The sequence below is a fragment of the Shewanella sp. DC2-4 genome (assembly GCF_013248875.1).
Taxonomy (GTDB): domain Bacteria; phylum Pseudomonadota; class Gammaproteobacteria; order Enterobacterales; family Shewanellaceae; genus Shewanella; species Shewanella oncorhynchi.
Genome location: NZ_JABRVR010000002.1, coordinates 3,976,054 through 3,989,012, shown reverse-complemented (window position 1 = coordinate 3,989,012; position 12,959 = coordinate 3,976,054). Strand labels below are relative to the sequence as shown.

12 protein-coding genes are annotated in these 12,959 nt (G+C 46.2%); 7 read left to right on the top strand and 5 right to left on the bottom strand.

What is annotated here, in order from left to right:
- Window positions 1–3: 3 nt before the first annotated feature.
- On the bottom strand, window positions 4–462 hold the full coding sequence (dut, locus tag HQQ92_RS18090; protein ID WP_173247374.1) for a dUTP diphosphatase: 459 nt from the start codon (window positions 460–462) through the stop codon (window positions 4–6).
- Window positions 459–1,679 (bottom strand): bifunctional phosphopantothenoylcysteine decarboxylase/phosphopantothenate--cysteine ligase CoaBC, encoded by a 1,221-nt coding sequence (gene coaBC / locus HQQ92_RS18085; RefSeq protein ID WP_173248718.1) that lies wholly within the window; start codon window positions 1,677–1,679, stop codon window positions 459–461. Before coaBC ends, dut begins: the two co-directional genes overlap by 4 nt.
- A 122-nt stretch (window positions 1,680–1,801) precedes the next feature.
- On the opposite strand from coaBC, the gene radC reads away from it, so the two are divergent.
- The 5 genes from radC to HQQ92_RS18060 all read left to right on the top strand — a co-directional run bounded on the left by radC (window position 1,802) and on the right by HQQ92_RS18060 (window position 5,297).
- A complete protein-coding gene (radC, locus tag HQQ92_RS18080) occupies window positions 1,802–2,479 on the top strand; it encodes a DNA repair protein RadC (RefSeq protein ID WP_105251175.1) in 678 nt (225 codons plus the stop codon).
- A gap of 121 nt (window positions 2,480–2,600) precedes the next feature.
- Window positions 2,601–2,837 carry a 50S ribosomal protein L28 gene (gene rpmB, locus HQQ92_RS18075; protein ID WP_006079870.1) on the top strand — a complete coding sequence of 79 codons (237 nt, stop codon included), beginning with the start codon at window positions 2,601–2,603 and terminating at the stop codon, window positions 2,835–2,837.
- 6 nt (window positions 2,838–2,843) lie between these two features.
- A complete protein-coding gene (gene rpmG / locus HQQ92_RS18070) occupies window positions 2,844–3,017 on the top strand; it encodes a 50S ribosomal protein L33 (protein WP_006079871.1) in 174 nt (57 codons plus the stop codon).
- Window positions 3,018–3,339: 322 nt separating this feature from the next.
- Window positions 3,340–4,659 carry an amino-acid N-acetyltransferase gene (gene argA / locus HQQ92_RS18065; RefSeq protein ID WP_105251176.1) on the top strand — a complete coding sequence of 440 codons (1,320 nt, stop codon included), beginning with the start codon at window positions 3,340–3,342 and terminating at the stop codon, window positions 4,657–4,659.
- Window positions 4,660–4,778: 119 nt separating this feature from the next.
- Window positions 4,779–5,297 (top strand): PH domain-containing protein, encoded by a 519-nt coding sequence (locus tag HQQ92_RS18060; protein WP_173247371.1) that lies wholly within the window; start codon window positions 4,779–4,781, stop codon window positions 5,295–5,297.
- Between the two features lie 49 nt (window positions 5,298–5,346).
- Here the strand turns inward: HQQ92_RS18060 and rarD are convergent, their stop codons facing one another.
- Window positions 5,347–6,231, bottom strand: a complete 885-nt coding sequence (gene rarD / locus HQQ92_RS18055; protein WP_173247368.1) for an EamA family transporter RarD — start codon at window positions 6,229–6,231, stop codon at window positions 5,347–5,349.
- Between the two features lie 205 nt (window positions 6,232–6,436).
- Window positions 6,437–6,901, bottom strand: a complete 465-nt coding sequence (locus tag HQQ92_RS18050; RefSeq protein ID WP_006079875.1) for a thioesterase family protein — start codon at window positions 6,899–6,901, stop codon at window positions 6,437–6,439.
- A gap of 327 nt (window positions 6,902–7,228) precedes the next feature.
- On the opposite strand from HQQ92_RS18050, the gene recQ reads away from it, so the two are divergent.
- Window positions 7,229–9,052, top strand: a complete 1,824-nt coding sequence (gene recQ / locus HQQ92_RS18045; RefSeq protein WP_173247365.1) for a DNA helicase RecQ — start codon at window positions 7,229–7,231, stop codon at window positions 9,050–9,052.
- On the opposite strand, the gene HQQ92_RS18040 is transcribed toward recQ, so the two are convergent.
- Window positions 9,034–10,815 carry a diguanylate cyclase domain-containing protein gene (locus HQQ92_RS18040; RefSeq protein ID WP_173247361.1) on the bottom strand — a complete coding sequence of 594 codons (1,782 nt, stop codon included), beginning with the start codon at window positions 10,813–10,815 and terminating at the stop codon, window positions 9,034–9,036. The two genes, recQ and HQQ92_RS18040, sit on opposite strands and share 19 nt — an antisense overlap.
- Window positions 10,816–11,324: 509 nt before the next feature.
- Here HQQ92_RS18040 and leuA point away from each other — a divergent pair.
- On the top strand, window positions 11,325–12,893 hold the full coding sequence (gene leuA, locus HQQ92_RS18035; protein ID WP_113941087.1) for a 2-isopropylmalate synthase: 1,569 nt from the start codon (window positions 11,325–11,327) through the stop codon (window positions 12,891–12,893).
- The last annotated feature ends 66 nt before the right edge of the window (window positions 12,894–12,959 follow it).

The window sequence follows — 12,959 nt, the reverse complement described above, 5'->3', positions numbered from 1 at the left end:
GGATTATTTAGTGCCTGAATGGCCAAATCCGCCTTCACCACGGTCTGAGCTGTCGAACTCATCAACGAGTTTGAATTGTGCTTGTACCACAGGAACAAACACCAGTTGCGCGAGACGATCGCCCATTTCTAAGGTGAATGGACTGTCACCACGATTCCAACAAGATACCATTAAGGGGCCTTGGTAATCTGAATCTATGAGTCCGACTAGATTCCCCAGTACGATACCGTGTTTATGGCCCAGGCCTGAGCGCGGTAAAATCACCGCTGCAAGTCCTGGGTCGGCCACATGAATGGCAATCCCCGTGGGAATGAGCACAGTTTCACCCGGTGTAATGGTTAAAGCCGTGTCTATCATGGCGCGAAGATCCATGCCTGCACTGCCTGCGGTGGCGTAAGCGGGCAAGGGAAATTCTGAGCCGATACGGGAGTCGAGAATTTTTAATTCAATCGGTGTTTTCATGTATTTGTTTTTTCTTTCACTATCAACGAAAGTAATTGCCGTGCCAACGTGAGTTTGTCAGTAGCAGGCAAATCTTGACTGCCGTGCGGCCAGAAAACACGCAGGGCATTAGCATCGGCATTAAAGCCTAGGCCAGCAATAGAAACGTCGTTTGCGGCGATCATGTTCAAGTTTTTACGTTTGAGCTTATCGCGCGCATAGGCTTCTACATCATGGGTTTCGGCGGCAAATCCCACCACAAAAGGACGGTTAGGTAAGCTCGCAACCGTGGCTAAGATATCAGGATTCCTCACCAGCGCAAGTTGCATTTCTTCGGTCGATTTTTTGATCTTACAGGTAGCAATATCGCTAATGCGGTAGTCTGCAACGGCGGCGCAGCCAATAAAAATATCTTTTTTATCAACGTTATCCATAACAGCATCGAGCATATTTTGCGCCGATTCAACATCAATGCGTGTTACGCCTTCTGGGGTGTTGAGATTTACGGGGCCTGAGACTAAGGTGACTGTTGCCCCCATATCTGCCGCGGCTTTGGCTAGTGCAAAGCCCATTTTTCCAGAACTGTGATTTGAAATGTATCTGACGGGATCAATTGCTTCACGGGTTGGTCCGGCGGTAATCAGCACCGACTGGCCAGCAAGAGGCTGCGCAGAGACTTCTTTTGTTGCAAAAAAATCACTGGCTAGCTCGGCAATTTCTAGCGGTTCGAGCATGCGTCCAGGACCCACTTCACCACAGGCCTGACTGCCACTGGCGGGTCCCCAAAGGGTAAAACCACGTGATGCGAGGCTAGTTAAATTCGCTTGCGTAGCCAGATTACGGTACATCTGCTGATTCATTGCTGGACACAGGGCAATTGGCGCCTCAGTGGCAAGACACGTGGTGGTGATTAGCTCATCGGCCATGCCTGCATTAATCCGCGCCAATAGGTTTGCGGTTGCAGGGGCTATGATGACGAGATCTGCCCAACGAGCAAGTTCTATATGGCCCATGGCTGCTTCTGCTGCGGGGTCGAGCAGGCTAGATGCCACTGGATGTCCAGACAACGCTTGCAGCGTCAGAGGCGTGATAAATTCCATCGCACTTTGGCTCATCACCACGCGCACATCAAAACCACGTTCTTTCAAGCGACGTACTAAATCAGCACTTTTATAGGCCGCAATACCGCCGCCAATGCCCAGCAGGACGTTTTTATTTGTCAGACTCACAGACATCATCCGAGATAGAAATAATGCCGGCAACAATATCACAAAGTGGTGAATTTTAGTGACTATCCCAGTTCAAAAAATCTCGTCCATACTCAGTAAAGTGAAAATATGTGAGATGACAGGGAGGTCACATGGGGATTAAAGATTGGCCTGAGGGCGAAGGCCCCAGAGATAAACTGTTACAAAAAGGAGCTGCACATCTCTCGGATGCTGAATTACTAGCAGTATTGCTGCGTAACGGTTTAGCCGGATTAAACGCGGTTGACCTTGCTAGGTCGCTTATTAGCGAGTTTGGCGGCCTCAGAAATCTGCTCTGTGCCCCAAGAAATCAGGTGTGTCGACTTCCGGGCGTAGGACCTGTAAAATACGCCCAGCTTCAAGCTGCGGCCGAATTAGCGCGGCGTGTAGCGCAGGAAAATCTGCAAAGAGGTCAGGTTTTGACAAATCCCGATTTAACTCGGGACTATTTAATGCGACAATTGGCCGATCGCTCCTATGAAGTGTTCGCAGTTTTACTGCTGGATAGCCAGCATAGAGTGATTCAATTTGTCGAATTATTCCGCGGCACAATAGACTCAGCCTCAGTGTATCCACGTGAAGTGGTGAGCTTAGTGCTGGAGAAAAAGGCCGCAGCAGTTATAGTTTGTCATAATCATCCGTCTGGTATTGCCGAGCCCAGTCAGGCTGACCGACGAATAACTGAGCGATTAAAAAATGCGTTAGCAACCATAGACGTATCCTTGTTGGACCATATGGTTGTAGGTGATCGAGAGATAGTTTCTTTTGCAGAACGAGGCTGGATTAATTAATCTAACACTTGATCTTCACTCTGTGATCGTGTATAAAATGCGCCCTCTTTGTGCCTCGGGCGACGGCCATACGAGGCACATTAATGCTCGAGCGTTAAAATTGTTTTTGGAGAAGATTGACATGTCAAGAGTATGCCAAGTTACTGGCAAGAAGCCGATGGTTGGTAACAACCGTTCGCATGCAAAAAACGCGACCCGTCGTCGTTTTTTACCTAACCTACAAAACCACCGTTTTTGGTTAGAAGAAGAAAAGCGTTTCGTACAGTTACGTGTATCTACTAAAGGTATCCGTCTGATCGACAAAAAAGGTATCGAAGTTGTTGTTGCTGAACTTCGTGCCCGTGGCGAGAAGGTATAATAGATCATGGCTAAAGCTAAAGGTAATCGTGAGAAGATCAAATTAGTTTCTACAGCTAAAACTGGTCACTTCTACACAACTGAAAAAAACAAGCGTAACATGCCTGAAAAAATGGAAATCAAAAAATTTGATCCAGTTATTCGTCAGCACGTTATCTACAAAGAAGCCAAAATCAAGTAATCCTTGGTTAGTGTTTCGAGAAAAGCCCCTTATTTAAGGGGCTTTTTTTTGCATTTTTTTAGTGGCTAGTCATCAAGTTGAGATAATTGCCTCGCAAACTGATGCCGCTGAATCATCCCCTGTGAAGTTAAAAAAGTGTGAACACTTACTGAAAATATAAAATAGTGCGGTTCTAAGCACTTTAAATCATCAAATCTGCACTTTAGTGAGAATAAATTCTTTATATGTGAATTAAAATGCAATACCATACGCGAAAGTTAGCGATTCATTCCTGGTGTGTCATAGTGACGCTGCCAGCTCAAAAATGAGGTGTAAATAACGCGTGCGTACCACTGAACTGGTTGATGGATTTCGTCATTCTGCCCCCTATGTTAATGCTCACAGAGGTAAAACTTTTGTGGTCATGCTTGGCGGTGAAGCTTTGGCTCAAAATCAATTCCGCGCCATCTTAAATGATGTCGCCCTGCTGCACAGTTTAGGGATCAAAGTGGTGTTGGTATATGGCGCTAGGCCGCAGATTGATGCTGCATTAGCCGCCAACGGTATTGCACCTGCCTACCACGACGGTGTGCGTATCACGGATGAAGATTCGCTCAAAGTGATTAAGCAAGTTGCGGGTGCACTGCAATTTGATATCACAGCGCGTTTATCCATGAGTTTAAGTAATACGCCGATGCAAGGTGCGCAAATTAACTTAGTGAGCGGCAACTTTGTGATTGCTCAACCACTGGGTGTGGATAATGGTGTGGACTTTTGTCTGAGTGGCAAAGTGCGTCGTATTGATGTGCAAGGCTTAAAACGTCAGCTAGATAATCACTGCATCGTATTGATGGGGCCGATTGCGGCTTCGGTTACTGGTGAAAGCTTTAATCTCACCGCCGAGGAAATCGCGACTCAAGTGGCAATTAAGCTCAAAGCAGACAAGATGATCGGCTTTAGCTCACAGAACGGTATTCTCGATCGTAATGGCGATGTGATTGCGGAGTTGATGCCAAATGATGCGCAAAACATCATGAACAAGCTGGCCGAGCAAGGGTCTGCTTGTGTTGGCACTATGGCGTTTCTCAAAGCCAGTATCGATGCTTGCCGCAATGGCGTACCGCGTTGTCATTTAGTTAGCTACCTCGAAGATGGCGCCTTGTTGCAGGAACTGTTTTCTCGCGAAGGGATAGGCACACAAATCGTCACTGAGAGTGCTGAGCGTTTACGCTGTGCATCAATCGCCGATATTGGCGGTGTGTTGAACCTTATCCGTCCATTGGAGGAACAAGGCATTCTGGTGCGTCGTAGTCGTGAGCAGCTTGAGATTGAAATCGAACAGTTCATGTTGATTGAACGTGATGGTTTAGTGATTGGTTGCGCTGCGCTCTATCCTTTTGAAGAGGACAATGCGGGTGAGTTTGCTTGTTTAGTGGTGCATCCCGATTATCGCGATGCCGACAGAGGGAGCTTACTGCTGAAGAACATTATCAATCAGGCTAGAAACCGTGGTTATTCACGCTTGTTTGCATTGACAACTCGGAGCATTCACTGGTTCCTCGAGCATGGTTTTGTGATTGAAGATGTTGAAGCACTACCACAGAAGAAGAAGCAGTTGTATAACTATCAACGCCGCTCAAAAATTCTCGCGCTCGATCTTTAAGCCGTTCTAAATCAATCCAATCAATGCCAGCCTAGTACTCATATTAGCGCTGGCATTTTTATTGACATAATATGTCTTTATTGGCAGATTAAGACTTCACTGCACGGGAGATACTGCCAATGAGTCCTCAATTTTTTGAACTCGCCCCTTTAACCCAAACCTCTATCTTCAGTTTTATCGTCTTATTGCTCGGTTTAGCGGGTATCTTACTGATATTATGGCTAAAAAATATGCCTAAGATAGCGAAGTCAGCGAGTTTAGGTATATTGCTGGTGATGATGGGCGGATTTTCTTGGGTCTTCTATCAATCGAATAGCGCCGAATTAGTGTTAACCGATACAGAGCTCACATTGGATGTTCCCTTCTATAAAGTGCAGTTATCCCGCGTGGATTTATTGCCCGCCGAGGCACGCATAGTCGATTTGCAACAAGAGGCAGATTTAACGCCGAGCTTTAAAACCAACGGTATAGGCATGCCAGGATTTCAATTGGGCTGGTTTAATCTACAGGGGAAAGGCAGGGCATTTTTGGCGATAACAGATAAATCGCAGTTAGTGTTAGTGCCAACGACTAAAGGCTACAGTTTATTACTGACAGTATCGCAAGGGAGTGAGTTTTTAGCACAGTTACAGAAGTAATCATTATATGTCATCACTTCTGCCACTGTGTTTATCGGCGTGATAATGCTCACGCCGTTTTGCGTTTATAGGCCATATCTAAGGTAAAGACGAGCAGCGCGCTCCAGATAAATCCGAAGGTCACGCCTTTTTCGGCATCGAAGGGCTCATTGAATAGACTCACCGCGAGGATAAACATAATACTCGGGCCAATATATTGGAAAAAGCCGAGCATAGACAATGGAATACGTACCGCTGCCCCTGCAAAACACAGCAAAGGAATGGTAGTCACTATCCCAGCCGCCATTAACATCAGATTCAATTGCCAGTCATTAGTCAGCATGCTCGCTGTGGCTGTGTCTAAGGTTGCGACGAGATAAATCAGCGCTACCGGTAATAACACTGCAGTTTCGACCAATAATCCGGCCTTAGCATCCACATTGACCTTTTTTCGCAGTAGCGCATAGAAACCAAAGGTGCCCGCGAGTGCCAGTGAGACGATGGGAATTGAGCCAAAAGAGATTAACTGGATCAATACACCAGCGCTGGCGAGTGAAACCGCAAACCATTGCAGTTTACGCAATCTTTCGCCTAGAAATAACATACCGAGTAAGACGTTGAGTAAAGGATTGATGAAGTAACCTAGGCTTGCATCGAGCATGTGATCGTTATTTACCGCCCAGATAAATAGTAGCCAGTTTCCCGCGATCAGTATGGAAGTAATGGTGAGAACCATCAACTGTTTAGGCTGTTTAAACAGTAAGCGTAAGCGAGAGAAACCACCGATAAACTGCATAATGAACAGCATAAACACGAATGACCAAATCACTCGATGGAGCAAAATTTCGGTGGCGGAAACATGGTTGAGTAATTTGAAATATAAAGGCGCAAAACCCCACATACAGTAAGCACTGACGGCAAGTAGGATCCCTTTGCGGTATTCAAGATCTGGCATGAGACATCTTCGAAGAACAACAAGGTGGCGATTGTAGGTGTGTCTGACCGCTGACTCAAGGGCATCGCCGTGTTCTTTTCGTTACAGAATATCTCTGCAAAAGATTGAATGGACAATTAAAGTCAGTAAACATCCTGTTAATCAAGACGTTTACCTTAGTCAGTTTTGAGCCCTAAGGCAGTAATACACATCTAAATTTAATCGCCTAACCCACCATATAAGTCCCTGTTCCAAAAGCGATATGCGTGCCTTGCTCATTATGTAGTTCCATGCGGCATACTGAAACTCGATTACCCGCACGAATGACGCTGCCCGTCCCCGTAAAGGTGAGGCCGCGTCCCGGCCGCAGATAATCGACGCGCATATCAATCGTCCCTAGGGTTTGCAGGCGTTGCTGCAGCTCTTCGACCGTCCAATCATCACGACTGGCGACCAGTCCTGCAAAGGCCGTGAGTCCGCCAACCACATCGAGTACCGTTGCTGTCACACCGCCGTGGAGGATTTGCTGGTGGATATTGCCAATCAGCTCAGGCTTCATGTTGATCACGACTTCGACGCCATCAATGTCATAACGCTTGATATCGAGCCCGAGCAGATTATGAAAAGGGACATGTTGATCAAATACTGCTGCGACTCTTCTCAAAGCTTCGGCTTGGATTGGGCTGGTCATTTTGGGGTCCTTGTCACTGAGTGACGGTATTAGGCGTAATTGGATTTGTTATCAACACTGAGATAAACAAAGTGCGGCTTAGAGCAATTAATCTACAGTGAAGCTTACGGCTAATGCAACTCCGTCGCTAAAATGACGACACCGTTTCGGCAGTTTTTAAAGTATTTTACCCCGCGTTCGTTATTTTTGGCTTAGCCCACTAGGGTTAAAATAGCTGCAATTGTGGTGAATTGCCTCGTCTAAAGCACTTTAAATTACCGTTGAATCCTGCATTTTGAACTAGTTTGGGTATAGAATAGGCCCCCTCACTTTTGACATAGAAGATCCATGGAAAAGCTCGTACTCGACACGCATGATGATCCGCTCTCGCAACGCCTAGCACAGGTGTTTGGTTACCGTGACTTTAGGGACGGTCAGCGGGAGGTGATAGAACGTGTTTGCGGCGGGCAAGATTGCTTAGTGATTATGCCAACGGGTGGCGGTAAGAGTTTGTGTTATCAGTTACCCGCCTTGATGATGAATGGCATCACTATTGTCGTCTCTCCATTGATTTCTTTGATGAAAGACCAAGTTGATAGCTTGTTGCAAACCGGTGTTGCAGCGGCTTATCTCAATTCTTCATTGCCGCGCGAGCAGAGCGCCGAAGTATTAAGGCAGCTACGCCACGGTGAGTTAAAGTTACTTTATGTGTCACCTGAGCGCTTATTAACCGCTGATTTTATTGAGCGTATGCAGTCTCTCCAGCTGGCGATGTTTGCCATCGATGAGGCGCATTGTATTAGTCAGTGGGGTCATGATTTTCGCCCTGAATATGCGGCGCTCGGCCAGCTAAAACAACTCTTCCCCTATGTGCCCATGATGGCGCTGACCGCAACAGCAGATCAGGCGACTCGGCAGAGTATTTGTGAGCGGCTCGGTATTGACCCGTTCCGTTTACTTTCAAGTTTCGATCGGCCCAATATTCGCTATACAGTCGCCGAAAAGCTTAATGCAGCTAATCAGTTACGACATTTTTTAACGCTGCAGAATGGCACTAACGGCATTATTTATTGCAGCAGTCGCCGTCGTGTCGATGAAGTCGCTGACCGTTTATGCCTGCAAGGTTTTAATGCCAAGGCCTATCATGCGGGAATGACGCAGGAAGACCGTGGTGCAGTACAGGATAGTTTCCTTAAAGATCAAATTGATATTGTGGTTGCCACTGTGGCTTTCGGTATGGGGATTAATAAGTCGAATGTGCGCTTTGTAGTGCATTACGATATCCCGAAAAGTATCGAAGCCTATTATCAGGAAACGGGCCGAGCAGGACGTGATGGGCTCGATGCAGAAGCTTTTATGTTGTTCGATCCCGCCGATATTGGTCGGGTGCGACATTTGATTGAACAGTCCGAGCCAGGACCGCAGCAACAGGTCGAATTCCACAAACTTAATACTATGGCTGCCTTTGCTGAGGCGCAGACCTGTCGCCGCCAAGTGTTGCTGCATTACTTTGATGAGAGTGCATTAGAGCCCTGTGGTAACTGCGACATTTGCCTCGACCCGCCTAAGCGTTATAACGGCACCGAAGATGCACAGAAGGTGTTGTCATGTATTTTCCGTTTAGGCCAGCGTTTTGGTATCAATCATTTAATTGAAGTGTTGCGCGGTTCGAAAGGCGCACCGATAGTCGATCGAGGGCATGACAAACTCACGACTTGGGGGATTGGTAAAGACAAGAGCCATGAATATTGGTTGAGTGTGATCCGCCAACTCATTCATTTGGGACTGGCGAGTCAAGATGTGACTCGCGGTTCATCTATTACCCTAAACCCATCGGCACGACCTGTGCTCAAAGGTGACGTAGCGTTAATGCTCGCCGAACCGCGTATTCAGTTAACAACCACAAAACGTAAGGCGAGTCAGTCTAAAGCACCGTTGAATTATGACCGTAAGTTGTTCGCACGACTCAAGTTACTACGAAGAACCATAGCTGAGCAGCAGGATGTGCCGCCGTATTTAGTCTTTAACGACGCGACCCTCGCAGAAATGGCGGCCATGATGCCAACGAGCGCGGGGGAAATGCTTGCCGTCAATGGGGTTGGCGAGCGTAAACTGAGTCGTTTCGGTGACGCTTTTCTCGATGAAATTACGGCTTATTTAGCGGGAGAATAATGGTTTGAAGTATTCTCATTGATTTTAACCTTGCCCAATTGATTGATACTGGCTCGTTTGATTAAAGACTCTAACGTATCAAACTGTTGCATCGCCGCTATACCAATATTGACCTTACTTGAACCCTGCCAAGGCTGAATGCAAGCAACTAACTGACTAACGACTCTTTTAGCACCAGTTGCCGAGGTATGCGGCAGGATAATGACAATTTCATCCATTGAATATCGGATCAATTTATCTTGCTCCCGTAGTCTGTGTTGTAGCTCATCCTGTAAGAGAGGCAGGTCAACTTGACGGATCTGACTCGCATTAAACAATAATAAAGACAGCGGATAATTACCTTGTTTGGCACTGTTTAATGCTGATGTGACTTGTTGGAGCAGCGTTTCCGCAGGTTCATTACCTTCAATATGTGGGGCACGATTATTCTGTTTATCAATCAAATACCAAATAGCTCCGCCCAATAATGCCATTGCGATTAAGAATAGTGTGCTATAGGCCCAATCGACATTTAACTCTTGTAGGATTGAATCTTTTTCTGGTGCAGTGCTATTTGGCTCCTGCTGCAGATCTTGTTGATTTAGACGGGCCTTAAACTGCAATATCCGAGCATTATTCATCGCTTGATTGGTTAGCTCGGCCGCTCGATAACGTTTGAGTAAGAAAGAATAGGCTTGTTTAAAATCCTCTTTTTCTAAGTAGTGATCGCTCATGATCCCGTAAAACCCTTTGAGATCTGAGTATTGTTTTAGGTTTTCAGCTTGCTCAATAGCGTGATTCATGAGGATTAAAGCGGCATCTTCTTGATGCTGAGCAAAACGAATTTGGGCGAGTAGGCGAGTTGAACGCATTGTCGCTAATTGTTGATTTTGTTTTTTAAACGTATTAATCGCGATAGAAAGATATTCTTCGGCATTATCGATGCGGCCTTTATCGAGCGCGATTGAGGCCAAAATGGCATAACTGTAGGCGAGTTCAAGTGGCGAACCGAGCTCAGGTAAAAGCGCTTTAGCTTGTTGTTCGAGTTTATCACTGTAATCAAACTCTTGATTATCAAGCGCTATCCGAGCTGCATTGCGTAAAATAAAGTGTAAAACTTTCCCTTTTGCATCGGCACTTTGTATACCTAAGTTGGTGTAATACATGGCTTGGGGGAAATCATGGGTGGCATAAAGTAAATTTCCCATCGCGGCATACACATAGGCCTGTGGTGGCCAAATCCAATTTTGGGTTTGAGCATGAATATCCGGATAAATATCAATCGCGAGGCGTAAATCTTCGATAGCAGAGGAGAAGTTATCAGTGTCAGTATCGAGTTGGCCACGTAAGCGTAAAGCATCGACTAAGGCTTGTGGTTGCTGGTAACGTCGCGCTAGGTTAATGGCTGAATCAAGCAAAGGTAGGGCATTTTGAACATTGTTATAGCTAAGGTTGGCGTCGGCTTGGCAGATCAAAAAGTAAGGTCGTACTTGATCTAGCTTAAGTTGTTTAGCGTTTGCTTCGCCTAATTGAGCGACGTTGATAGCGGCTTCATTTTCCCCTATTTGTAGTAGGTTTTGGCATTTCAACACACTTAATCTGAGTCGATTGATATCTGAGCTTGCACTGGTCGCAAATTGTTTTTCTAACGCTGTTATTTGAGTGAGTGCTTTACTGGGATATTGGTAGACGAGTTCAGTGAGTTCATCTAATTGGTCTATAGCACTGGCCCCAAAGGGAAACAGCCATAACAACAGGCTCAGTACCAAGACGCGAAAATCCATTTTGTGCTCCATATAAAATGCGTAAGTTCTAATATCCCTAATTACTAAGGCGGGATTATAACTTTTCTTAATCGTTTTTTGCATAAAAAACTATTTTTTTCTAAGGGGAATAAGTTAACACATCCCAGTGATTTCTGAATCCAAACAGCCGGTTAATTCTGTGGAATCGATCACTAATTTGGGGATGAAACTCACCGTTATTAGCCTTAAGACAGGTTGAATGAGTGGAACATGAAAAAATTAGGGTTGACACTATCGGCTAGGCAAGTTAAATATTAACCGTCCTCAATAATTCAAACAGAATAAATATACAGATTAAATGAATATTGTTAGCCGCAAACTCGACCTCCTCCTTCTCTCTCTCGCGGTTTATACGCGGAGGTCTTAGTGTTGCACGCTCGATAAAGAGGCAAAGCATTCACAAACCCCGCACCGATGTTGCGGGGTTTTTTGTATCTGAATACGGCAAAAATTAACTAACGAACGGTGACGTTCCATGGAGAAGCGAGATGTCTAACAGAGTCATAATATTTGATACTACCTTGCGTGATGGTGAGCAGGCGTTAGCCGCAAGTTTGTCGGTCAAAGAAAAACTACAGATCGCTATGGCGCTGGAACGTCTCGGTGTGGATGTGATGGAAGTGGGTTTTCCGGTTTCTTCACCCGGTGATTTTGAGTCAGTGCAGACCATAGCGCGTACCATTAAAAATAGCCGCGTTTGTGCCTTATCCCGTGCATTGGAAAAGGACATCGATGCCGCGGCGCAGGCCTTGTCTGTCGCAGATCAATTCCGTATCCATACGTTTATCTCGACCTCAACGATTCACGTTGAGAGCAAGTTGAAGCGTTCTTTCGACCAAGTGTTAGAGATGGCCGTAGGCGCGGTGAAGTATGCCCGCCGTTTTACCGACGATGTGGAGTTTTCCTGTGAGGATGCGGGGCGTACGCCCATCGATAATCTATGTCGTATGGTAGAAGCCGCCATTCGTGCGGGCGCACGCACCATTAATATTCCCGATACGGTCGGTTACACAGTACCAAGCGAGTTTGGCAATATCATTCAGACTTTGTTTAATCGGGTGCCGAATATCGACCAAGCGGTGATCTCAGTGCATTGCCACGATGACTTAGGTTTATCTGTGGCTAACTCGATTACCGCTGTACAGCACGGTGCGCGTCAAATCGAATGTACCATCAATGGTATAGGTGAGCGTGCGGGTAACTGTTCGCTGGAAGAGATCGCTATGATTTTAGCGACGCGTAAGGGGATGTTGGGATTAGAAACGGGCATTAATGCCAAGGAAATTCATCGTACTTCTAATTTAGTCAGCCAGTTATGCAATATGCCAGTGCAGGCGAACAAGGCGATTGTCGGTGCCAATGCCTTTACCCATTCGTCGGGTATCCATCAGGATGGCATGTTAAAAGCACAAAATACCTATGAAATCATGACGCCCGAAAGCATAGGTTTGAATCGTAACAACTTGAATATGACCTCGCGCTCGGGTCGCCATGTGATCAAGCATCGCATGGAAGAAATGGGCTATAGCGAGCACGATTACAATATGGATACTCTGTATGAAGAGTTTCTAAAATTGGCAGATAAAAAAGGCCAAGTATTTGATTATGATTTAGAAGCCTTAGCCTTTATGGAAGCGCAGGCCGAAGAAGACAATCACTATCAATTGCAGCAATTAGTGGTGCAGTCTGACTCAACTGAAGGCGTAGCTACGGCGACTGTGCGTATCGAAGTGGGCGGCGAAATTAAAACCGAAGCCGCAACGGGTAATGGTCCTGTCGATGCTGCCTATAACGCGATTGCCCGCGCAACCGATCGCCGAATCGATATCATCAGCTACAAGCTAGGCGCTAAGGGTGTAGGTCAAAATGCCTTAGGCCAAGTCGACATTACCGCGGTTTACCACGAGCAGAACTTTCACGGCGTAGGTTTAGCGACCGATGTGGTCGAAGCCTCGGCGCGCGCTTTAGTGCATGTGATGAACTTAACGTGCCGCGCAGACAAGGTCGCCGATTACAAACAAAGCATGCAAAAAAACCGAGAGCTAGGCGGCGTCTAGTCGCTAAAAGCATCCAAAGAATAGCAAGGTCGAGCATAAAGCATTTACATTTAAAGGAGTTGGCTG